Genomic DNA, 25,762 nt, shown 5'->3' with positions numbered 1-25,762 from the left:
AAAGCTAAGAGGGCAGCATGAGTCCACCGGGGTAATATTTAATCAGCTCCACGCTAGCAGGCGGTATTGCCGGTGACTCCACCGCCAGCGCCCTCACCGGGGCGCAGGCCGGGAAGAATTCGGTGGATAATAATGCCCTTAGCATGGGAAGTTTGTTTGGTTCCGAAAGCGCTAAACATTTTGAAGGCGCAGGGTCACTGGCTCAAAAGATGACTCAATCCGGGGCAACACCCGAAGAAATCAACGCAGCCTTAACTCACTACCTCAAAGGACAAGTCCCTGAGGGTCAAGACCCGGCAAAAGGTCTGATTATTGCGTGGGGGAACTTCTTTGGTGTTCCGTTAGATGTCGTGTTATCAAATGAGCAGATGACGCCACAGAAAGCGGCGGAAATTGTTGCTGGAGGGATACCTACCAGTGAAGCGAAGCTGATACAGTTTGCAGCCGCGAAAGCATATCTGTCTTTAAGTAAGTATCGGTCAACAGAAGTGGTTGAGGGGAAAGGAGGTTCTCTGGCTGATAAAAGTATTACTGGAAATAAGACGACGATTTCATCTATAAATGAGGGCAAAGGTACTTCTGGACGACTCCCTGAAAAGCCCATTAAAGAAGTAACAGCAACAGAAGTAAATAATTGGTGGAAAAGTCAGGGATATGAACAACCTCCATATACTCCAGGAACTACAGTAAAGGAATTTGAATTAGCAGCTAACACGCAATTTGTTAGGGTTTATGATGGTACTCATTCACAAATGAGAGGGGGATGGATGATGAAAGCCGAAGATATAAAAGGATTAAGTAGTAAACAAATTCAAGAAAAATTTGCTTTGCCATATGAGCCAAAATACGTTGCGGATGTTGAAATTAAAGCAGGTACTAAGATGAGAGTAGGTTCTGCAAATAGTCTGTTTGGCTATAAAGGTGGAGGAACCCAGTTTGATCTTATGGGGCAAAGAACAGGTACATTCACTAATGAACAGGCTATTCAGAAAAAATAGGATATAAAATGGCTATCTTAGTAAACGATAACAAGATTAATATTAATGGGCACTTAATTATATTTAATCAAAAGATTATTAAGGCGATAGAAATCGATAATGGTTCTGTTCTTGTCTTAACTGATATTCCTATAGGAGATGACGGACTAAATAATCTATTTTCTTACACAAATAATGGAGAATTTCTTTGGCAAATAGAGCCTTCAGATTTACAAAAAGAAGGTCAAATCAGTTACCCATATGAAGGATTGAACGTTGTTGAAGGGCAATATTTTGTTGTTGATTTTTATGGAAGAAGAATATTTTTCGATCCTCATACTGGCCTATTCTTATCACGAGATGTTGTAAAATAAGGTTGAGAATAATGCGCTGGCCTCCCGAAATCTGGGCGATTGCCGCACGCTGTCACCGGAAGCCGTGCGGTAAGGCCAAAGAATTAAGCCAGCGCATTCTGGATAAAGGTCTGCCGTCGGTTGAAGACATGCGCGGTAAACTGGCATCGTGTCAGGATGACAGTTGCCGTAAAGGGGTCTGGACAGCGTACCGGCAGGCCAGTGATGCCACCATCAATACCTTGAAACAAATGGCGTTGAATGGTGAGTTGAGCCGCGAAGAGCTGGCCTTTATCAACCATGAGGTGGGTAAAGAACTGGCGGTATCGGGATACCGTGCCAATGACAAGCTAGGCCGTTCAGAGCAGAGCAGCTGGTTAAATGGCGGTAGTGGACCACTTTCTGGGTTCTTTAACACGGAACTGCGCCAAAAAGAGCTGGAAAACGCCGGGTTATCTAAAGCCGATGCGGCGCAGTATGTGAAGGAAGAGCAACGGAATCTGGTGTTGCTGGAGACCGCGGTCGGGGCTATTGGGGCAAAAGCTAATAGAACTTCTGTGAATATAGTCGGAAAGGGAACTACTCAGACAGGAAAAGGGACAACATTACCTGCGGGCTATACCCCAAAAGGAAATTCAGTTACCAGGCCAAAAAATGGTGTTTATAATAACACTGGAAAAATAGACGCATCAGGAAACACAATTTATAGTCACAATGGTGGGTACTATACGTTTGAAAATGGCGTGAAGACAAGAGTTCAATCGGTCGCGGTAGGAATAGTCGTTACCGGCTATCCCCCCCCCCGCACAGATCCGGACGTGCGCTACTAACGCATCCGGCTCCTACCTCGGGTGTTTGGCGTAAAAGCGCTGCAAAGGATAAGGATGCACAATTCGGGGGGGCGGTATCCATTTATTCACCCGCTGACTGTAACGGTCGCGGTAGGAATAGCCGTTACCGGCAATTCCTACCGCGACCGGCACTCGGGCGAAAGAACTGGCTTTTTGCGGGTTCCCTGCCGGCGGGGCAACGGGCAGCCATGATAATGAGGCTGCTGGAAACCGCCAGAGCCAACGGACATGAGCCCTGGGTCTGGTTACGTGATGTTCTCAGCCGACTGCCTGTCTGGCCGAACAGTCGGTTGAATGAGCTATTGCCCTGGCCTGAGAATCCCTTCAGTTAACATCCCATTTTGTTGTTATCTGACAACGCAGTCAGCTCGGTTTTTTATTGGAAATCGTCGCTGGCTTAATTGCTTATACATTCCAACCTAAAAAACCGAGCTTGAATTTACGGGATTGTGATATCGCTATTTTTAAACGAAGCTGAGGTTAATAACGTTCTATTCATAGCTTCAGCTAGCGTGATTTTATTCTCATTCTCCCCCATCATACTTGAATGATTACCCGGAATAGCAATCAACTGTAGTAGTGTATCAGGCATTATTCGCTCCCAACCTAACGATTGCTCTATGTTCACAAATTCGGCCCCCTCATTTGTCACAAAAAAGGCATCAGGAGAAAATTCTATTGCATAGAACTGATGCAAAGTTACTGCCAACGTTGGTGGTTCATAATTAACCCGAATTCTGGATAAGAAATTGACGAGAAGCCTGTTCCAGGAGCAAAGTTTTGGTGTGCACCAAAAACAGCTCCGAGGGGGGAACAGGCTATGGACAACTTAGTTGAAATTTTCTGTGATGTCGATGATTTTTGCCGTTTTTTCATCCCTCAATGGGAACAATTTTGTCTCGATAGCGGGCATCGTTTACGCCGCCGACAAGGTCATATGTATCCCAGTGAAATCATGACCATTTTGATCCTTTTTCATATGTCGCATTACCGTGATTTTAAACATTTTTATCTAGAACATATTTGGAAATATCACCATAAGGATTTTCCAACCTTGCTTAGCTATCCTCGTTTTGTCAGTGTGGCTCCTTCCGTTTTGGTGCCATTATGCAGCTATCTGACTCAATTAAAAGGGAAACCCACAGGCATTGCTTTTATTGATTCCACCCGTTTGAGTGTCTGCCATAACATTCGCATCCCTCGACATAAGGTCTTTGCGGGGATAGCAAAGCGCGGAAAAAATTCAATGGGCTGGTTTTACGGTTTCAAATTACACCTGGTTGTCAATCATCAGGGTGAAATTCTCGCGCTTAAAGTGACTCCGGGTAATGTGGATGATCGGGAACCTGTTCGTGAATTATCAAAAGAATTAACGGGTTCTCTTTACGGTGACAAAGGTTACCTCAGCCAGGAATTGGCGGACGATTTAGCTAAAACCGATGTCACTTTCATCACGAAAAAACGGCGTAACATGAAAGCGAGTATGCAAGCTGAGTGGGATAAGATAATGTTAAAAAAGCGTTTTATCATTGAAACGATTAATGGGCAATTAAAAACTCTTTCTCAAATAGAGCATTCCCGCCACCGAAGTATAAAAGGCTTTCTGTTGTGCGTTTTAGGTGGATTGATTGCTTACTGCCTTAAATTGAAGAAGCCATCACTGAAAGTTTTCTACTCAGAAGACGATTTTTCAATGACGGATTAAGCAGAATTCGGGTTAATTAGCAATTAATTGTGCATAACGTGCAATTTGCTCCCAATATTTTGCGACCACATCGGCACGTAGAGTTGCCGGATATAATTCCAGTTCTTGTGCGGCCTCAATCAACTGAACTAAATTCAACGCTTCAATGTTCTGGTGCAACACCGATATCTCTTCTAGATGCTCTCCTTCTAACCGTTGAGTGAGTCCAACAAGGAAACGATATTTCGGTTGCAGAGGATCTTCTCTTAAATAATGAGGCGCTAGTGTATCAATCATCCCCAAGAAATTAACCTGCTCACCGGCATTCAAAAGTTGCTGAGCAATCGCATAAGCTAATATACCTCCGGAAGAATAGCCTCCTATCCTGTATGGCCCTGTGGATTGAACAGCTTTCATCAGGGTAACCATTTTGGCAGCTAACTCTTCCATCGTTGACATCGGTTCTTCATTGATGGAAGGCCAAGGTAATGCATAAATCGGGTAACCCGATGAGATATACTGGGACAGCCCGAAGGCATACGAATAGTCTCCCGTACCAGTGGGAATTAAAAATAGCGGTAACCCTGTTCCACCAGGCCGTACTGATATGGCGCTATTTTGTCTTTGAAGCAGAGGGTCTAAGGTTATTTTTACCGCCAGTTCGACCAACACAGGGAACTGAAACAGGGTATTTAACGTGAAATTCAAGCCCTGCCCAGCAGCAAGATTCATCATTCTTACAGCTAATAGTGAATGTCCTCCCAGGGCAAAGAAATTGTCGTGCCGGCTAATTTGTTCAATGCCCAGCAGTTTATGCCAAATCGTCGCCAACAAGATTTCGGTTGCTCCTTGTGGTGCCTCATAGTGTTGACGGGCAAACGCATCGCTATCCGGTGCTGGCAATGCCTGTTTGTCCAGTTTTCCGTTAGCGGTTAACGGGAAGCTCTCTAGTCGCACAAATGCCGCCGGTACCATATAATCCGGCAGAACCGAATTCAGGTGGATACGTAAGCTGTTAACCAGTCCCTCCTCAGCGTCCGCCATCACATAAGCCACCAACCGTTTATCCGACCCGTCATCCAGTGCCAACACGACGGAACCACGCACTGCTGGATGTTCCATCAACTGGGCCTCAATCTCCTCCGGTTCAATACGGAAACCGCGAATTTTCACCTGCTGATCATTACGACCGAGGAACTCCAGATTGCCGTCCGGACGATAACGCGCCAAATCTCCAGTACGGTACATACGTGCATCCGGTTTATCACTATATAGGTCATGAAGGAAATGTTCAGCCGTTAATTCGGGACGATTGAGATAACCATGAGCCACGCCAGCACCGGCGATATAAATTTCGCCGACTACACCAAGCGGGACAGGTTGCCCAATAGGATCGAGAAGATAGATCTGGGTATTGGCGATGGGACGGCCTATCACCGATACTTCCGGTATTTCTGTCTGAGTAGGGTATTCATACCAGGTGGCATCACCATTAATTTCGGATGAACCATAGAAATTTAACAGACGGAGCCAAGGGTAATCCGTCACAACTTGCCGAGCCAGTTCAGGAGCCAGCCGTTCTCCGCTGCAAACTAACGTCCTAATGGATTTCAATTTATCGCTATAACCTTGAATTAAGTGTTTTAACAGCGAAGGCACCACCACCAGATAATTGACGCCAAAACGACGTAAACCATCACTGAAACGATCGAAATCTTTCACTTCATGATCATTGAATACAACCAGTTTACCTCCAGCCAACAACACGCCTAGCATTTCAGTGACAGAATCAACAAAGCTGATGCTGGTTTTTAGTGCCCCGACCAATGGTGTCGTTGCGATATTCCGGACGAACCATAGTAGGCGGTTACATAAAGCCTGGTGACTATTCATAACTCCTTTAGGCTGTCCCGTAGAGCCTGAGGTGTAAATTACATAGGCCAGATGGTGTGATGTCAGTCCCAACACCTGAGGATCTGGATTATCGGTGGAATATGACATCCAAAGTTGAGTTTGGGCATCAAGTACGACAGTAGGCACAGTGCTGGCTAGCCGGTCAACCCACTCGGTTTGAGTCAGTACTGCAACGGGAGCTGCGTCTTCGAACATATAGGCCAATCTTTCATCTGGATAAGCAGGGTCGAGCGGCATATACGCCCCACCGGCTTTCAGGATGGCCAATATCCCGACCACCATGACCAGTGAGCGTGAGACACAAATCGCCACTAACTGGTCGGGCACGACCCCCAGCGTAATTAATTGATGTGCCAGCCGGTTCGCCCGGGCGTTGAGTTCCGCGTAACTGAGCGACTGATTTTCATACACCAGGGCAATGGCGTCCGGGGTTGTCGCTGCCTGCCGTTCAAATAACTGATGGATACATAAGTCTTCAGGATACGGCGTTTCCGTGGCATTCCAGGTGGTGAGTAACAAGGTCCGTTCCGCGGCCGGCAGGATATCCAGGGCACGCACCGGCCTGTCCGGGGTGTGCGCCAGCGCTTCCGCCAGACTGTCCAGTGCCTGCTGCATATAGTCACAGACCCGCTCCGGCCCAAACGGCTCGACAACCTGAGCGGTCAGCCCCAGCGCCGTCCCAAAATCCTCCACCGACAGCGCAAACGGGTAGTTAGTCCGCTCCTGTCCGCCCATAAATTCAATGCCGCTTAGTCCCTCATCGGACAGGGCTGATACATCATTGTGTCGGTAGTTCAGCAAGGCACTGAAAAGAGGCCCCGCATTGTCAATGCTGCTGCACCGCTGAGCCAGCGCCAGTGACGCATGCTCATGCGCCAGTAATCCGGCCAGCCGGGACTGGGCCTGCCGCACACTCTCCCGCACCGGTGTGTTATCGATATCCAGTCGCAGCGGCAGGGTATTAATAAACAGTCCCATCCCTGTGCCGGCCCCTGCTCCCGCCGCCATGCGCCCGAACAGCACCGTGCCGAACACCACCTTTTCCTGCCCGCTGGTGCGTGACAACACCTGCGCCCAGGCCAGATGGCACAACGTTGCCAGACTGACGCCCAACTGCTGCGCCTGCCGGCGCAGACGATCATTCAGTTCCGCCGGCAACATCCGGTGGAATTCCGTCACCTGTGAGCCGTCACGGTGGACCTCCGCCACGCCGAACGGCAGGGTCGGCTCTGTTACCTCCGACAGCATGTCGGTGAAGAAACGGGTGTGTTCTTCCTGACTCCGGCCTAACCGGGCCCGGGCCACCAGATTGCGGAACGGCACCGGGGCCGGCAGCGTTTCCGCCTGCTCCGTCAGAAACGCCCGGATTTCACGATGCAGGACTTCTAACGTGGTATGGTCACCAATCAGGTGATGCTGTAATTCCAGTAAGCACCAACGCCCCTCCGTGTCCCGGGCAACAACAAACTGCAATAACGGGGCTTCACTTAAGTTCAGACGATAATGGCGCGGGTCAAAACGCCGGCTTAACTGCTCACTGACCGGCCCGTCTGCCGGATCTAATGTCAATTCGGTGACGGATAACGGGGCCTGGCGCCAGACCACCTGCGCCGGCTCTGACAGCCCCTGCCAGATAAAGGCGGTGCGCAGAATATCGTGGCGGTTGACCACCTGCTGCACCGCGGCCAGATAGCGGTCCAGCACCTCCCGAGCCGCAAATACCATCTGACCGGTCAACAAGTATGGATCGCCCTCACTTGCCAGCAAATGGTGGAATAAGATCCCGTCCTGCAGCGGGGACAGGGCATAAATGTCCTGAAGGTTGCTGAGGCCGCCCGGCACCTGCCCAACGATACGGTCAATATCCGCCGGCGTCAGATTTATCAACGGCAGCATAGCCGGCGTGAGCGTACAGGTATCCGGGGTAATCACATTGGCAGGCACGGGCACGGCCGCGTACTGCGCCAGCTTTTGTGCCAGATTGGCTAACACCGGGGTCTGAAACAGGTCGCGTACCGCCAGTGTCAGCCCCTGCTGACGCAAATGTTCTATCACCCGCACCGCCAGCAAAGAATGCCCGCCCAGGGCAAAGAAATTGTCATGCCGGCTGATTTTTTCAATACCCAGTAACTCTCGCCAGACCGCCGCCAGGGCAGTTTCGGTGGCGCCCTGCGGGGCTGCATAACGCTGGCGGGCAAAGGCGTCCTCCCCGGGCACCGGCAGCGCCCGGCGGTCCAGTTTGCCGTTCGGGGTTAGCGGGAAGCGGTCCAGACGCACCACCGCCGCCGGCACCATATACTCCGGCAAAACTTGACTCAGGCGCTCACGTAAGTTATTTACCAGCCCTTCTTCCACGTCCGCCGCCACATACGCCACCAGCCGTTTGTCCAGCCCTTTCCCGTGAGCCAGCACCACGGCTTCACGCACCGCCGGGTGTTCGGCCAGCCGCGCTTCAATTTCCCCCGGTTCAATGCGGAAACCGCGGATTTTCACCTGCTGGTCAGTGCGGCCCAAAAATTCCAGATTGCCGTCCGGCAAGTAGCGCGCCAAATCCCCGGTGCGGTACATCCGGGCATCCGGTTTATCGCTGAACGGGTCGGCCAGGAAACGTTCTGCCGTCAGTTCAGGCCGGTTCAGATAGCCCCTGGCGACCCCATCACCACCAATATACATTTCACCGACAGCGCCTAACGGCACCGGTAATCCTTTGGCATTCAATACATAAACCCGCGTATTGGCAATGGGGCGGCCAATCGGGATGCTGGTTATGCCCTGTGCTAATGCCGTAATACGGTAGGTGGTCGTAAACGTGGTACCTTCACTCGGGCCATAAGCCTGTAATAATTGCTGTGGCGGATTGCCAGTCAGCACCTGGTCAATAACATTAGGGTCAAGGACATCCCCCCCAACAATCAGAATTTTTATCTGTGGTAAAACCGGGGATAACTCCCCCGCCAGCCGGTTAAACAGGCCGACAACCAGTGACAGAACTGTGATACAGTGGCTCTGTAATGCCCGGACTAACTGCCATGGAGTTAATAATGTACTGCGGTCGATAACCACCAGCGCCCCGCCGTTGAGCAGCGGAGCCCAGACTTCAAAGGTGCCGGCATCAAAGGCGGGATTCGCGGTAAAGGCCACCCGGTCATCCGGTTCAATTTCCGCATAGCCATTATTGATAACCAGCCGGATGACCGCACGATGCGACACAATAACCCCTTTCGGTACCCCCGTCGAACCGGAGGTATACATCACATAAACGGCATCTGAACCCCGACGGGTTAAGTTAAGATCCCGTTCGTCATCTTCCCGGCCGGGATCTGTTTCCTCCCTCATTCGCAATAACGGCACCGCCAGATTGTTCGGGATCGCCATGTGATTATCCGTCAGCAGCAACTGAGCCGCACAATCCTGTATGACCCAGAGTTTGCGCTCATCCGGGGTATCCGGATCAATCGGTACATAAACCGCCCCCGCTTTAAGCCTGTCTCTTGATCAGATCTCCAAATCAACTGATTTAGCCAGCAAATAGCCGTCTATCAGGGTTTGCAGCCGAAACCAGCCTTCCCAAAGTCGTTCCCATCCGACTCGACCCGTGCGTTTGGAATCGTACCAGCCGGCCAGTTTTCCCAGATTGATGAAGGCCCAATGCAAACTCGGGGCTTTTTTCGGCACACGGCGTTTTTCTTGTTTTGACCACAGTAATTTCCACGCCAGGGGGCTTAATACTGTCTCACAGCTCTCTTTCTCTGCCTCTTCTTTGTTCAGACCCATAAAACGCAGCTGGTGTATTCGTACCGCAATAAAGGCCAGCAGCACTATCATGCGCTCCAGATTATCTTTGCTTTGCATACGCAGCGCTTCTACCTGCGTGCCGCCCGTTTTCCACGCTTTGTGAAATTCTTCTATCAGCCAGCGGCGCTCGTAATAACTGAATATTTTATGGGCGTCTTCCTGACTGTTGACGGGTTCGGAGGTCAGAAGATGCCAGCAAAGCCCATCCTCCGGACCTTTTTCGTAGCAACCGACATAAAATATCCGCACCGCCTCACCGCTTTTTCCTTCGGGGATTTTCAACGTCACTTCGGCATAACTGATATCACAATGCGCGACACGCGCCTGACGCCCGCCTTTCTGTCTGACCTGAACTAATCGTTCTCCAGCACTCTGTAACCGGCTAATAAAGTCATAAAGTTTATCCTGACTTTCCTCTATACGCCGGTTTTGCATCGAACGGATGACGAAACGTTGTTTTTGGCTCGTTTTATAACGCAGATATTCGATGATATCGGCTTCACGGTCACAGACAGAAATCACGTTGGCCATCTGCTCCCCTAACCGGCTGTCGACGGCTTGTGAGGCCCGTTCCCACTTATAACTCTCTTTCCCTTCATAAGGGCGTGTATCGCGTTGTCGGCTTTTGCCATAATCACTGACATCTCGACACCAGCGCTGTTGCTCTATCAACCCCACGACCTGTTGTTCTTCAGGCGCAAATAACAACACCGAGTGTGCCTGCATGCCCCGGGATTTTTCCTTTGAGGTGGTATAGCCGAGTTCATCGGCGACCGACGCATGGGAAAATGACAGGGTTGTCGTGTCTTCCAGCGCTAACAGGCAATGATAACGTTGAGCGTGAGCGACGGTGGCGGTAAATCCGGCTTCGGCGATGGCCTGAGGCGCAATGGCGGAATTTCGGGTCAGTCGGTAGGCCGCTTCAACATCGGCAGGAGAGTCAAGAGATTGCACGAGCGATTGTCCTATATGGTTAGCCAACGAACAGGCCACTTTCACCAGGCGGTTGGTACGGCGTTTATCACCTAATTCCGCATGTTGAAACGTGTCATTTGCCCATTGTTCGGCGCTGGTTGAAAACATAAAGATTACCTCAAGTCGTGTTTTTTATTGAGATCAATCTATGAGGGAAAAGTTCAATAACGCGGGGGCGGGTTAAAATATTTGTGTAGGAAAGACAGGCTTTAAGCACCGCCAGCTGGGCGACCACCAGTGCTATTGAGCGTTCAAACAACAGCGCTATATGTCCGCCGGGACGAACTCCCAGTGCAATGAGTTGACGAGCCAGTCGGTTCGCCCGGGCATTGAGTTCCGCATAGCTGAGCGACTGATTTTCATGCACCAGGGCAATAGCGCCCGGGGTTGTCGCTGCCTGCCGTTCAAATAACTGATGAATACATAAGTCTTCAGGATACGGCGTTTCCGTGGCATTCCACGTTTCCAGCAATAACCGGCGCTCTGCCGATGTCAGGATATCAATTTCCCCGATCCGCTGTTGGTGGTTAGCGACCATCACCTGCAACACAGTCCGCAGGTAGCCAATGTGTCGTTCCATAGTTGTCTGATCAAACAGGGCGGTGGCATAACGTAAATTACCTGAAATCGCGCCATTATCCTCAAACATATCCAGTTCGAGATCAAATTTGACAGTATCTAAAATTTGGTCAATCGGTGACGCCATCAGGCCCGGCAATGCCCAGTCCGTGTGTTCATTGTTCTGCCAGGCAAACATGACCTGGAACAGCGGCGTATGCGCCAGCCGGCGCGGCGGTTGGACAATTTCCACCACCTGCTCAAACGGCAGATCCTGATGGGCCTGGGCCGCTAACGCGGTTTGCCGGACTTGGGTCAGCAATTCGGCGACCGTTAATGCACCCGAGAAGTGCATACGCAAGGCCAGCGTATTCACGAAGAACCCCATCAACGATTCCACTTCCTGCCGGCTGCGGCCGGCACTCGGGGTGCCGATAATAATATCCTCCTGACCGGACAGCCGCGATAAGACCACGCCCCAGGCCGACAACACGGTCATAAACAGGGTAACCCCGTGCTGCTGGCTTAACTGTTTCAGGGCGGTGGTTAATTCGGGTCCCAAGTGAACCGGTAATACCTGACCGGCAAACGACGGCTCTGGCGGGCGGGGACGGTCTGTCGGCAACGCCAGCAGCACCGGGGCATCGGCCAGTGTTGTGCGCCAGTAGTCCGCCTGCGCCTGGGTACGTTCGGCGGAAAACCACTGATGCTGCCAGGCGGCGTAATCCGGGTACTGAATGGCCAATGGGGGCAGCGGATCCGGCTGACCGGCCAGAAAGGCGGCGTAGAGTGCGTTCAGTTCATTTATCAGCACATTGACTGACCAGCCATCGGACACAATATGATGCTGGGTCAGCAAAAAACGATAATCCTCTTCCGTCAGTCGGATAAGTTCCGCCCGGATAAGCGGTCCCCGGCTGAGGTCAAACGGTGCAGACATTTCTCCAGCACACAGGCGTTCTAATTCCGTATCAGCATCCGGATGCCCGCGCAAATCATGCTGTACCAGCGGCACCCCGTCGTCTGCCGCCAACAGATGAATCTGAGGCTGACCGTCAACCGAAACAAAAACCGTGCGCAATGCTTCATGGCGGGCAAAGACGGCATTCAGGGCCTGCTGCCAGGCGGTGATATCCAGCCGGCCGCGTAAATGCAGCGCCAGGGGGATATGATACGTTTCACTGACCCCGTCGAGCTGGGCCAGGAACCATAAACGCTGCTGGGCCAAGGATAACGGCAAAGTTTCCGTCCGGGAGACCGGCAGTATGGCGGGCAAGGCGGGCCGGTCTTGTTTCTGTACCGCCTGCGCTAAGGCCGCCAGCGAAGGCGAAGGAAACAGCGCCGCCAGCGGGAGCTCCACACCCAGTACGGTCATTATCCGGTTCATCACCCGTACCGCCAGCAAAGAATGCCCACCCAGAGCAAAGAAATTGTCATGCCGGCTGATTTTTTCGATACCCAGTAACTCTCGCCAGATCGCCGCCAGGGCAGTTTCGGTGGCGCCCTGCGGGGCTGCATAACGCTGGCGGGCAAAGGCGTCCTCCCCGGGCACCGGCAGCGCCCGGCGGTCCAGTTTACCGTTCGGGGTTAGCGGGAAGCGGTCCAGACGCACCACCGCCGCCGGCACCATATACTCCGGCAAAACTTGACTCAGGCGCTCACGTAAGTTATTCACCAGCTCTTCTTCCACGTCCGCCGCCACATACGCCACCAGCCGTTTGTCCAGCCCTTCCCCCTGTGCCAGCACCACGGCTTCACGCACCGCCGGGTGTTCGGCCAGCCGCGCTTCAATTTCCCCCGGTTCAATGCGGAAACCGCGGATTTTCACCTGCTGGTCAGTGCGGCCCAAAAATTCCAGATTGCCGTCCGGCAAGTAACGGGCCAAATCCCCGGTGCGGTACATGCGGGCATCCGGTTTATCGCTGAACGGGTCAGCCAGGAAACGTTCCGCCGTCAGCTCAGGCCGGTTCAGATAACCCCGTGCGACGCCTTGACCCGCAATATAAATCTCCCCAAGTCCCCCCAGCGGAACAGGCTGACCGCACGTGTCAAGAATATAGATACGGTTATTGGCAATCGGGCGACCGATGGGAGGCAAAGTGGGCCACCGGTTCGGATCCTGATCCAGAATGTATGCCGTTGTCACATGGCTTTCAGTCGGGCCATAGTGATTGTGTAAGCGGCAACCTTCTGCACGTTGCAGAAAACGCTGAATGGCCGGTGTTATACGCAGTTGTTCGCCCGCGGTGACGATATGGGCCAGACAGGAAAAATCTTCCCCGCTGTGGCTGGCTGCTTCCGCAAGGTGCTGGAGTGCAATATAGGGAAGGAAAATTCGGTCAATCCGTTGTTGCGAGATCAGGCGGAGAAGCTGTTCCGGCTGCCGGCGCAGGGACTCATTAATCAGCACCAGACAGCCGCCTTCACACAAGGTGGTGAAGATTTCCTGAAAAGCGACATCAAATCCCAGTGCGGCAAACTGGAGAGTTTTACCGTTTCCGGCGGGTTGTGACGGGGATTGACGGTGCCATTGTAGCAGGTTTAACAGACCCGCCTGCGGCATCTCCACCCCCTTAGGTAAACCGGTGGAACCGGAGGTGTAGATAATGTAGGCCGGATGGCGTGATGTCAGCCCCAAAGTTTGGGGTTCCGGATTATGGTCAGGTTGTTCAACCTGTGCAGCGTCAGGGGCATCCAGCAGTACGATTGTGTAGTCAGCCGCAGAGAATGCATGCTTCGAACTGTCAGCGAGCACGCTCTGGGTCAGCAAAACCACCGGTGCGGCATCGTTGAGCATATACGCCAATCGTTCAACAGGATAATTTGGATCGAGCGAGACATAAGCACCGCCAGCTTTTAATACCGCCAATAATCCCACCACCATGGCCGGTGAACGTGAGACACAAATCGCTACCCGCTGATCCGGCTCTACGCCCAACGCAATAAGTTGATGGGCCAACCGATTAGCACGAGTATTTAATTCGGCATAACTCAGGAACTGATTTTCATACACCAAAGCCGTCGCTTCCGGGGTTTTCGCCACCTGTTGTTCAAATAACTGATGAATATACAAATCTTCAGGATACAGCGTTTCCGTGGCATTCCAGATTTTTAGCAACAAGGTACGTTCCGCGGCCGGCAGAATATCTAACGCCCCAACCGGCCTGTCCGGGGTGTGCGCCAACGCCTCTGCCAGACTTTCCAGCGCTTGCTGCATATAACCGCATATCCGTGCCGGGTCAAACGGCTCGACAACCTGAGCCGTCAGCCCCAGCGCATCACCAAAATCCTCCACCGACAGCGTAAACGGGTAGTTCGTCCGCTCCTGCCCGCCCATAAACTCAACCCCGTTTAGCTCCTCATCAGACAGGGCTGATACCGCATTATGCCGGTAGTTCAGCAGGGCACTGAAGAGCGGGCCTGTGTTGTCGATACCACTGCACTGTTGCGCCAGCACCAGTGACGCATGCTCATGCGCCAGTAATCCGGCCAGCCGGGACTGGGCCTGCTGCACACTCTCCCGCACCGGTGTGTTATCGATATCCAGCCGTAGTGGCAGGGTATTAAGAAACAGCCCTAGCCCGTTATCCATCCCTGCTCCCGCTGCCATGCGCCCGAACAGCACTGTGCCGAACACCACCTTTTCCTGCCCGCTGGTGCGTGACAACACCTGCGCCCAGGCCAGATGGCACAACGTTGCCAGACTGACGCCCAATTGCTGCGCCTGCTGACGCAGACGGTCATTCAGTTCCGCCGGCAACATCCGGTGGAATTCCGTCACCTGTGAGCCGTCACGGTGGACCTCCGCCACGCCGAACAGCAGGGTCGGCTCTGCCACCTCCGACAGCATGTCGGTGAAGAAACGGGTGTGTTCTTCCTGACTCAGGCCTAACCGGGCCTGGGCCACCAGATTGCGGAACGGCACCGGGGCCGGCAGCGTTTCCGCCAGCCCCGTCAGAAACGCCCGGATTTCACGGTGCAGGACTTCTAACGTGGTATGGTCACCAATCAGGTGATGCTGTAATTCCAGTAAGCACCAACGCCCTTCCGTGTCCCGGGCTACGACGAACTGCAATAATGGGGCTTCATTTAAGTTCAGACGATAATGGCGCGGGTCAAAACGCCGGCTTAACTGCTCACTGACCGGCCCGTCTGCCGGATCTAATGTCAATTCGGTGACGGATAACGGGGCCTGGTGCCAGACCACCTGCGCCGGCTCTGACAGCCTCTGCCAGATAAAGGCGGTGCGCAGAATATCATGGCGGTTGATCACCTGCTGGACCGCCGACAGGTAGCGGTCCAGCACAGCTCGGTCCGCAAACACCATCTGACCGGTCGACAGGTACGGATCGCCCTCACTTGCCAGCAAATGGTGGAATAAGATCCCGTCCTGCAGCGGTGACAGGGCATAAATGTCCTGAAGGTTGCTGAGGCCGCCCGGTACCTGCTCAACGATACGGTTAATATCTGTCTGCGTCAGATCTATCAGCGGCAACATGGCTGGCGTGAGCGTGGTGGTATCCGGAGTAATCACATTGGCAGGCACCGCCACGCTTTCGGTCTGATGCTGCCCCAGTGTCTGGGCTAGATCTGACAGTACTGGTGTTTGAAACAAGTCGCGCACCAGCAATGTCAACCCCAGCTGACGCAGACGTTCAATCAGCCGTACGGCCAGCAGGGAATGCCCGCCCAGGGCAAAGAAATTGTCATGCCGACTGACTTGTTCAAGGCCCAGCAACTCACGCCAGACCGCCGCTAGGGCGGTTTCAGTGGTGCCCTGCGGGGCTGCATAAAGCTGACGGGCAAAGTCGTCCTTCCCGGGTACTGGCAGCGCCCGGCGGTCCAGTTTGCCGTTCGGGGTTAACGGGAAGCGATCCAGGCGCACCAACGCCGCCGGCACCATATAGTCCGGCAATTGGGCACTCAGGCGCGCCCGCAGGCGGTTGACCAGCCCCGCTTTCGCATCGGCCGCCACATACGCCACCAGCCGTTTGTCCGTCCCTTTCCCCCGTGCCAGTACCACGGCTTCACGCACCGCCGGGTGTTCGGCCAGCCGCGCTTCGATTTCCCCCGGTTCAATGCGGAAACCGCGGATTTTTACCTGCTGGTCATTGCGGCCCAAAAATTCCAGATTGCCGTCCGGCAAATAACGCGCCAAATCCCCGGTGCGGTACATTCGCGTATCCGGTTTATCACTGAACGGATCGGGCAAGAAACGCTCTGCCGTCAGTTCAGGCCGGTTCAGATAACCCCGCGCCACACCCACACCACCAATGTATAGCTCCCCCACCGCCCCCAGTGGCACCGGCTGGCCGTCAGCATCCAACAGATAAACCTGGCTGTTGGCTGTTGGATATCCGATAGGGACTAACGCGTCTGTATAGCCTGACGGGCAACGCCAGATCGTGGCACAAACCGTGCTTTCTGTCGGGCCATAAGCATTAAACAAAATTACCCTGTCACATAGCTCCTGAAGCAATACCGCATTGGGCGCTTCACCACACAGTATCACTGTTGGTCTTATTGTTAACGACGGTAAATTGGCTCCATTCTGAAGCAAAGCCGGAGGCAGAGTGATATGTGTTACCGCTTGTTGTTCCAGATAATGCCAGAGGCGATGTGGGTCATAACGAACTGTGTCGGCAGCGATAACCAGACTGGCACCACCTCCTAACGCAATCATGATTTCCCAAATGCTGGCGTCGAACCCCAAGGAGGCAAACTGCAACACTCGACTTTCAGGGTTGATACTGAACTGAGTAATTTTCTCTTGAATCAGGTTAACCAGCCCGCGATGCTCAACCATCACGCCCTTTGGTGTGCCTGTCGAACCTGATGTATAAATCACATAGGCCAGATGCCGTGAGGTCAGTGTTGGCACCGTCGGGTTGCTGTCCAGTTGGTTTACTGATGTATTTGGATCGAGGACAATCACTCCGTCTAACGCTTTTTCATCCAGTGCTGCATACCCTGCCTTATCAGCCAGGACTACTAACGGCGCTATATCATCCAAGATATGCGCCAAACGCGCTCCCGGATAGGACGGATCTAGCGGTACATAAGCCCCACCGGCTTTCAACACGGCCAATATGCTCACTATCATTGCCGGTGAACGGGCCACACAAATTGCGACCCGCTGGTCTGGTACGACACCTAAAACGATCAATTCATGAGCCAATCGGTTAGCACGGGCATTCAGTTCGGCATAGCTGAGTGTTTGCTCTTCATATATGAGTGCTGTGGCATCAGACGTTCTCCCCACCTGTTGTTCAAACAACTGATGAATACATAACTGGTCTGGATAGACGGTTTCTGTCGCGTTCCAGGTTTTTAACAACAGCGTACGTTCCGCTTCCGGCAGAATTTCCAATGCCCTAACCGGCCTGTCCGGCGTGTGTTCCAGCGCTTCCGCCAAGCTTTCCAATGCCTGCTGCATGTAACCACATATTTGCTCAGGGTTAAACGGTCGTATCACTTGCGCCGTCAGCCCCAGGGCATCCCCAAAATCCTCCACCGACAGGGCAAACGGGTAATTAGTACGTTCCTGCCCACCAAGGAATTCGACACCTTCCATCATGTTATCGGTAGCCGCCAGTGGCGCATTATGTCGGTAGTTCAACAGTGTATTGAACAACGGAGTACCACTGGCAACCCCACTGCAACGTTGAGCTAGTGCCAGTGAGGCATGCTCATGCGCCAGTAATCCGGCCAGCCGGGACTGGGCCTGCCGCACACTCTCCCGCACCGGTGTGTTATCGATATCCAGTCGCAGCGGCAAGGTATTAATAAACAGCCCCATCCCACTGTCTGCCCCTTCTCCCGCCGCCATACGCCCGACCAGCACGGTGCCGAACACCACCTTTTCCTGCCCGCTGGTACGTGACAGCACCTGGGCCCAGGCCAGATGACACAACGCCGCCAAGCTGACGCCTAACTGCCGGGCCTGATGGCGCAAGCGGTCATTCAATTCAGGGGCCAGCAACCGGTGGAACTCCGTTACCTGCGAACCATCACGATGCACTTCCGTCAACCCAAACGGCAACGTCGGCTCCGCCACGTCTGCCAGCATATCGATAAAGAAACGGGTGTGGGCGGCCTGACTCACGCCCAGCCGGGCCTGCGCCACCAGATGACGGAATGGCACCGGTGCAGACAGATTTTCTTCCCGCCCTGCCAGATAAGCCTGCACTTCACGGTGCATCACCTCCAGCGTCGTATGGTCACCAATCAGATGGTGGTGCAATTCCTGTAAGAGCCAGTGGCCGCTTTCTTCCCGGGCAATGACAAACTGCAGCAGCGGTGCCTGGCTCAACTCGAGACGACAGTGGCACGGGTCAAAACGCCGGTTTAACTGCTCACCGACCGGGCTATCTGCCGCATCCAGCGTCAGCTCTGTCACCGACACGGTGGCCTGACGCCAGACCACTTGCGCCGGAACCGATACCCCCTGCCAGATAAAGGCGGTCCGCAAGATATCGTGGCGATCCACCACCTGCTGCACCGCCATTAAATAGCGCTCCAGCAGGGCCCGGTCCGCAAACACCATCTGGCTGGTCAACAAATACGGATCACCCTCATTTGCCAGTAAATGGTGGAATAAAATCCCGTCCTGCAGGGGCGACAGGGCATAGATATCCTGGATATTTGCCATCCCACCCGGCACTTGTCTGACAATGTGGTCAATATCCGCCTGCGTCAAATCCACCAGTGGTAACATTGCCGGCGTCAGTTGCCGTGTCGTGGGGGTAATCATATTCGGTGGGATTTCCAGGGTCTGATGCTGTCCCAGCGTTTGCGCCAGGTCTGATAACACTGGTGACTGAAACAGGTCGCGCACCGCCAGTGTCAGCCCCAGCTGGCGCAGGCGTTCCACCATCCGCACCGCCAGCAGCGAATGCCCGCCCAGCGCAAAGAAATTGTCATGCCGGCTGACTTGCTCAATGCCCAGCAGGTCACCCCAAATCACCGCCAGGGCGTTTTCCGTTTCCCCCCGCAGCGGCGCATAAGCCTGCCGGGCAAACGAGTCATCATCCGGTACCGGCAATGCCCGACGGTCCAGCTTGCCGTTCAGGGTTAATGGCAGCGCCTCCAGACGCACAAACGCCGCCGGCACCATATAGTCTGGCAAAACAGCTTGTAGATAAGCACGCAGGCTATTCGCTAGCTCCACATGAGCTTCTGCCACCACATACGCCACCAGCCGTTTATCCTGCCCTTCCCCCTGAGCCACGACTACAGAGTCACGTACCGCCGGGTGTTCGGTCAGCCGGGCTTCAATCTCCCCCGGTTCAATGCGGAAGCCACGGATTTTCACCTGCTGGTCAGTGCGGCCCAAAAATTCCAGATTGCCGTCCGGCAAGTAGCGGGCCAAATCTCCGGTGCGGTACATCCGGGCATGGGGTTTACCACTGAACGGGTCAGCCAGAAAACGTTCTGCCGTTAATTCAGGCTGGTTCAGGTAACCCCGGGCCACACCCACGCCGCCGATATACAGTTCTCCAATGCAACCTAATGGTACCGGCTGACCGTATCTATCTAACAAATAAATACAAGTATTGCTTACCGGCCGGCCAATTGAGCCATCATCCTCCGAGGATAATATCGCCTGACAAGTCGCAATCACGGTATTTTCAGTCGGACCATAAGTATTCAATAACCGTGGGTGATGAGTTTCCTGTGCAAACCAATTCTGAATAGCCCGCGTTTTCATCTCCTCACCACCAATAATGATTAATCTGAGACAATCCGGTAGTCGTAATGCCTTGTCTCTACCCGCCAGTTCAGACCAAAATAGGGTCGGCAGAGACATCACCGTGATACGGTTTTGCTGAGTTAAAGAAATAAACGCTTGTATAGAAGACAACCAGTTATCATCGCGCATCACCAGCGTGGCACCATGGCATAATGACGAGAAAAATTCCTCGACTGACGCATCAAATGCAAACGATGAAAATTGCAGTATCCGGTCTTGCGCCGTAACCGCATAAGTCTCATTAAGGCCCAGATAGCGTTGATAAATTGCCTGATGTTCTACCATTACCCCTTTAGGCGCACCGGTCGAACCGGAGGTGTAAATGACATAGGCCAGATGACAGGGGATCAATGCCGCTATCTGTGGATTACTGTCCGGTTGCTCAGGCAGGCTATTCGGATCAAGCACCTTCCGTCCAGCCAGCGCCTTCTCTCCCAAAGCTGTCCGTCCTGTCTCATCCGCCAGAATAATAGCCGGGGCAGCATCGGTGAGCATATGCGCCAGACGCTCACCGGGATAAGCCGGATCCAACGGCACATACGCCCCACCGGCTTTCAGGATGGCCAATATCCCGACCACCATGGCCGGTGAGCGTGAGACACAAATCGCCACTAACTGGTCGGGCACGACCCCCAGCGTAATTAATTGATGTGCCAGCCGGTTCGCCCGGGCGTTGAGTTCCGCGTAACTGAGCGACTGATTTTCATACACCAGGGCAATGGCGTCCGGGGTTGTCGCTGCCTGCCGTTCAAATAACTGATGAATACATAAGTCTTCAGGATACGGCGTTTCCGTGGCATTCCACGTTTCCAGCAATAACCGGCGCTCTGCCGATGTCAGGATATCAATTTCCCCGATCCGCTGTTGGTGGTTAGCGACCATCACCTGCAACACAGTCCGCAGGTAGCCAATGTGTCGTTCCATAGTTGTCTGATCAAACAGGGCGGTGGCATAACGTAAATTACCTGAAATCGCGCCATTATCCTCAAACATATCCAGTTCGAGATCAAATTTGACAGTATCTAAAGTTTGGTCAATCGGTGACGCCATCAGGCCCGGCAATGCCCAGTCCGTGTGTTCATTGCTCTGCCAGGCAAACATGACCTGGAACAGCGGCGTATGCGCCAGCCGGCGCGGCGGTTGGACAATTTCCACCACCTGCTCAAACGGCAGATCCTGATGGGCCTGGGCCGCTAACGCGGTTTGCCGGACTTGGGTCAGCAATTCGGCGACCGTTAATGCACCCGAGAAGTGCATACGCAAGGCCAGCGTATTCACGAAGAACCCCATCAACGATTCTACTTCCTGCCGGCTGCGGCCGGCACTCGGGGTGCCGATAATAATATCCTCCTGACCGGACAGCCGCGATAAGACCACGCCCCAGGCCGACAACACGGTCATAAACAGGGTAACCCCGTGCTGCTGGCTTAACTGTTTCAGGGCGGTGGTTAATTCGGGTCCCAAGTGAACCGGTAATATCTGACCGGCAAACGACGGCTCTGGCGGGCGGGGACGGTCTGTGGGCAACGCCAGCAGCACCGGGGCATCGGCCAGTGTTGTGCGCCAGTAGTCCGACTGCACCTGGGTACGTTCGGCGGAAAACCACTGATGCTGCCAGGCGGCGTAATCCGGGTACTGAATGGCCAATGGGGGCAGCGGGTCCGGCTGACCGGCCAGAAAGGCGGCGTAGAGTGCGTTCAGTTCATTTATCAGCACATTGACTGACCAGCCATCGGACACAATATGATGCTGGGTCAGCAAAAAACGATAATCCTCTTCCGTCAGTCGGATAAGTTCCGCCCGGATAAGCGGTCCCCGGCTGAGGTCAAACGGTGCAGACATTTCTCCAGCACACAGGCGTTCTAATTCCGTGTCAGCATCCGGATGCCCGCGCAAATCATGCTGTACCAGCGGCAACCCGTCGTCTGCCGCCAACAGATGAATCTGAGGCTGACCGTCAACGGAAACAAAAACCGTGCGCAATGCTTCATGGCGGGCAAAGACGGCATTCAGGGCCTGCTGCCAGGCGGCGATATCCAGCCGGCCGCGTAAATGCAGCGCCAGGGGGATATGATACGTTTCACTGACCCCATCGAGCTGGGCCAGGAACCATAAACGCTGCTGGGCCAAGGATAACGGCAAAGTTTCCGTCCGGGAGACCGGCAGTATGGCGGGCAAGGCGGGCCGGTCTTGTTTCTGTGCCGCCTGCGCTAAGGCCGCCAGCGAAGGCGAATGAAACAGCGCCGCCAGCGGGAGCTCCACACCCAGTACGGTCATTATCCGGTTCATCACCCGTACCGCCAGCAAAGAATGCCCGCCCAGGGCAAAGAAATTGTCATGCCGGCTGATTTTTTCGATACCCAGTAACTCTCGCCAGATCGCCGCCAGGGCAGTTTCGGTGGCGCCCTGCGGGGCTGCATAACGCTGGCGGGCAAAGGCGTCCTCCCCGGGCACCGGCAGCGCCCGGCGGTCCAGTTTGCCGTTCGGGGTTAGCGGGAAGCGGTCCAGACGCACCACCGCCGCCGGCACCATATACTCCGGCAAAACTTGACTCAGGCGCTCACGTAAGTTATTCACCAGCTCTTCTTCCACGTCCGCCGCCACATACGCCACCAGCCGTTTGTCCAGCCCTTCCCCCCGTGCCAGCACCACAGCTTCACGCACCGCCGGGTGTTCGGCCAGCCGCGCTTCAATTTCCCCCGGTTCAATGCGGAAACCGCGGATTTTCACCTGCTGGTCAGTACGACCCAAAAATTCCAGATTGCCGTCCGGCAAATAACGCGCCAAATCCCCGGTGCGGTACATGCGGGCATCCGGTTTATCGCTGAACGGGTCGGCCAGGAAACGTTCTGCCGTCAGTTCAGGCCGGTTCAGATAACCCCGTGCGACGCCTTGACCCGCAATATAAATCTCCCCAAGTCCCCCCAGCGGAACAGGCTGACCGCACGTGTCAAGAATATAGATACGGTTATTGGCAATCGGGCGACCGATGGGAGGCAAAGTGGGCCACCGGTTCGGATCCTGATCCAGAATGTATGCCGTTGTCACATGGCTTTCAGTCGGGCCATAGTGATTGTGTAAGCGGCAACCTTCTGCACGTTGCAGAAAACGCTGAATGGCCGGTGTTATACGCAGTTGTTCGCCCGCGGTGACGATATGGGCCAGACAGGAAAAATCTTCCCCGCTGTGGCTGGCTGCTTCCGCAAGGTGCTGGAGTGCAATATAGGGAAGGAAAATTCGGTCAATCCGTTGTTGCGAGATCAGGCGGAGAAGCTGTTCCGGCTGCCGGCGCAGGGACTCATTAATCAGCACCAGACAGCCGCCTTCACACAAGGTGGTGAAGATTTCCTGAAAAGCGACATCAAATCCCAGTGCGGCAAACTGGAGAGTTTTACCGTTTCCGGCGGGTTGTGACGGGGATTGACGGTGCCATTGTAGCAGGTTTAACAGACCCGCCTGCGGCATCTCCACCCCCTTAGGTAAACCGGTGGAACCGGAGGTGTAGATAATGTAGGCCGGATGGCGTGATGTCAGCCCCAAAGTTTGGGGTTCCGGATTATGGTCAGGTTGTTCAACCTGTGCAGCGTCAGGGGCATCCAGCAGTACAATTGTGTAGTCAGCCGCAGAGAATGCATGCTTCGAACTGTCAGCGAGCACGCTCTGGGTCAGCAAAACCACCGGTGCGGCATCGTTGAGCATATACGCCAATCGTTCAACAGGATAACTTGGATCGAGCGAGACGTAAGCACCGCCAGCTTTTAATACCGCCAATAATCCCACCACCATGGCCGGTGAACGTGAGACACAAATCGCTACCCGCTGATCCGGCTCTACGCCCAACGCAATAAGTTGATGGGCCAACCGATTAGCACGAGTATTTAATTCGGCATAACTCAGGGACTGATTTTCATACACCAAAGCCGTCGCTTCCGGGGTTTTCGCCACCTGTTGTTCAAATAACTGATGAATATACAAATCTTCAGGATACGGCATTGCTGTCGCATTCCAGGTTTTCAAGAGCAACATCCGTTCAGTTTCAGAAAGCAAATTAAGCTGCCCGATGGGGATGGCTTCATTTGTCTTTTCTAATGACAATAACTGCTGCAAATGTTCACTCATCCGCAGGATCACTGCCGTATCCAGACGATTTTCATCATAAATCCAACGGAAACCACCCTGTGTATTTATCTGAAATGTCAGTAATTCGCTAGACCTTTCCTGATCACCTAACCGGCTATCCGGCACGACAGAGACAGCTATCGGCCATGGATAGCACGTTCTTAATTCTGGGATAACGGACAGTGCAGGAAAACGCGAAAAAAGGTCACGACTGTATGTGCCATGTTGTGCCAGCAGGGCCAGTTCATTATCAACAGCGACAACAACCTCACTCCACGGTTTATTAAATTCGGCTTCAACGGTCATGGGCACCATCGATGCCATATTTGATAACTCCTCGTTTGCTCCCACATACCAACCAACCTGACATACCGTTTGCTGGGTCAACCGCGTCAGATAGATAACGAATGCCTGTAATAACGTTTTCCATGTCGCTTCCTGACTTTTTTGGGAAAACGCAGATTGCCAGGGACTTATTGCCCAGCGGGGTTCTGCTGTCTTATGGGAGATATCGAAAGGTAAATGGCTGGGTTGCCAGCCGGTAAGACGCTGACACCAGAAAGGTTCATCAGGGGCGAACTTTTGAAGTGTATTCTTGATATTCTGTGCCTGTTGGGGCGAAATCAAAGGCAATTGTTCACCGGGTTGCAGTTCTGATATTTCTGTCAGCTCACGGACAGACAATAACTGGCCTTCCAATGTGGAAAATCCCCCGATCCGGACATCCTCACTGCCCGTCGACACCTGCCAGCCCTCCTCCTCCACACGAATCAACGTCCCCGGTTTTTCCCCAGAACAGGTACCCAACCGCTGAAGCCAGGAAATTCGTACCGTATCCTGTTTTAATAACAGTTTTGGGTAACCTAATGGATTGGCGTCATTCTCGCCAAAGTCTAATGCGCGCACTAACGCAGACAATACCTCGCCCGGCTGTTTCCAACATAAGTACCCACCCGCCTCCGGGCGATGCGACAGCGCATAAAAACGCCGTTGCGAAAGATTTTGCGGGTAGGTTATTAATGTGTCGTGACTCAGCGCTGTTAAGAGTTCATTAAATCCTTTCTGAGCCGCCTGATAACATTTCAGATTCAATAAAAAAGCCGTATCCTGTTCTTCAATCGAGACCGGCCATTGCACAGCAATGTTTCCGCCATTCACAGCGCCTTCAATACAGTGCCAGGAAATGGCATACGCTATTTCCCTCGCTAACAGCGCCCAGGACGTTGCATGGCTACCTGCATAACGCGGCAAGGGACTGTCATGATAATTAAAAGCGCCTCCGCGGATTTGTTTAATTAATGAGGCAGGCAAAATGAGAGGATTGACAATGGAGAAAAGCCAGTCAACAGGCTGTAACTGGATGTGTTCTTGTAATTCTTCCACCGAATTAACCCAATCAATCCCCTGCTGCTCAGCCCATGTTTGCAAAACACTATCTGTAGATAACACTGCTTGTATAATATGTCCAGCGGATTGAATTTGTTCAGCACAGGACACCGCAAGGGATGTCCCCCCGACTACAACGCATTTTCGTGATGGAATCGGTGTCTCATCTGTATGATGTGGGGTATTTTCATCTAACTTCTGAGAAAGTACTTCGCTTTTAAACATATTTCCCTCTGTAGCAATGTTATCTTTCATTTATTACCTCAATAAATTTATTGGTTATTTTAAGTGTGTTAATCCTATAGTTATCATAACTATTTATTATTACTTTCTATTTCATTGAGCTGAGGATAATATCATTAATTAATCAAGTATTCATAAAATATTTATGACAACAT

The 25,762-nt window shown here is 53.2% G+C and carries 7 protein-coding genes and 3 pseudogenes; 6 read left to right on the top strand and 4 right to left on the bottom strand.

Annotation, left to right across the window (positions count from 1 at the left end):
- The first annotated feature begins 41 nt into the window (after positions 1–41).
- The 5 genes and pseudogenes from PluTT01m_RS05735 to PluTT01m_RS28200 all read left to right on the top strand — a co-directional run.
- Positions 42–998 (top strand): VENN motif pre-toxin domain-containing protein, encoded by a 957-nt coding sequence (locus tag PluTT01m_RS05735; protein ID WP_082303113.1) that lies wholly within the window; start codon positions 42–44, stop codon positions 996–998.
- 8 nt (positions 999–1,006) lie between these two features.
- Positions 1,007–1,351 (top strand): DUF7957 family protein, encoded by a 345-nt coding sequence (locus PluTT01m_RS05730; RefSeq protein WP_011145456.1) that lies wholly within the window; start codon positions 1,007–1,009, stop codon positions 1,349–1,351.
- Between the two features lie 11 nt (positions 1,352–1,362).
- Positions 1,363–2,160, top strand: coding sequence for a hypothetical protein (locus tag PluTT01m_RS05725; protein WP_011145455.1), 798 nt, complete (start codon positions 1,363–1,365; stop codon positions 2,158–2,160).
- Between the two features lie 149 nt (positions 2,161–2,309).
- A pseudogene (locus PluTT01m_RS05720) lies at positions 2,310–2,513 on the top strand (transposase domain-containing protein); the annotation flags it as partial.
- 26 nt (positions 2,514–2,539) lie between these two features.
- Positions 2,540–2,659, top strand: a pseudogene (locus tag PluTT01m_RS28200) (IS982 family transposase); the annotation flags it as partial.
- Here the strand turns inward: PluTT01m_RS28200 and PluTT01m_RS25520 are convergent.
- Positions 2,621–2,809 (bottom strand): hypothetical protein, encoded by a 189-nt coding sequence (locus PluTT01m_RS25520; RefSeq protein WP_125043742.1) that lies wholly within the window; start codon positions 2,807–2,809, stop codon positions 2,621–2,623. The pseudogene PluTT01m_RS28200 and the gene PluTT01m_RS25520 sit on opposite strands and share 39 nt — an antisense overlap.
- 192 nt (positions 2,810–3,001) lie before the next feature.
- Between PluTT01m_RS25520 and PluTT01m_RS05710 the strand changes: the two genes are divergently transcribed.
- A complete protein-coding gene (locus PluTT01m_RS05710; RefSeq protein ID WP_011144786.1) occupies positions 3,002–3,886 on the top strand; it encodes an IS982-like element ISPlu6 family transposase in 885 nt (294 codons plus the stop codon).
- Positions 3,887–3,898: 12 nt separating this feature from the next.
- Here PluTT01m_RS05710 and PluTT01m_RS05705 read toward each other — a convergent pair.
- The 3 genes and pseudogenes from PluTT01m_RS05705 to PluTT01m_RS05695 form a co-directional block, all read right to left on the bottom strand.
- Positions 3,899–9,262 (bottom strand): annotated as a pseudogene (locus PluTT01m_RS05705) (amino acid adenylation domain-containing protein); the annotation flags it as partial.
- A gap of 12 nt (positions 9,263–9,274) precedes the next feature.
- The gene (locus PluTT01m_RS05700; protein WP_011144727.1) at positions 9,275–10,657 is read right to left on the bottom strand and encodes an IS4-like element ISPlu9 family transposase; all 1,383 of its coding nucleotides are present in this window, start codon (positions 10,655–10,657) and stop codon (positions 9,275–9,277) included.
- 10 nt (positions 10,658–10,667) lie between these two features.
- The gene (locus tag PluTT01m_RS05695; RefSeq protein ID WP_049789753.1) at positions 10,668–25,619 is read right to left on the bottom strand and encodes a non-ribosomal peptide synthetase; all 14,952 of its coding nucleotides are present in this window, start codon (positions 25,617–25,619) and stop codon (positions 10,668–10,670) included.
- Between the last annotated feature and the right edge of the window lie 143 nt (positions 25,620–25,762).

The organism is Photorhabdus laumondii subsp. laumondii (assembly GCF_003343245.1).
Taxonomy (GTDB): Bacteria; Pseudomonadota; Gammaproteobacteria; order Enterobacterales; family Enterobacteriaceae; genus Photorhabdus; species Photorhabdus laumondii.
This window is presented reverse-complemented; position numbering and strand designations above follow the sequence as displayed.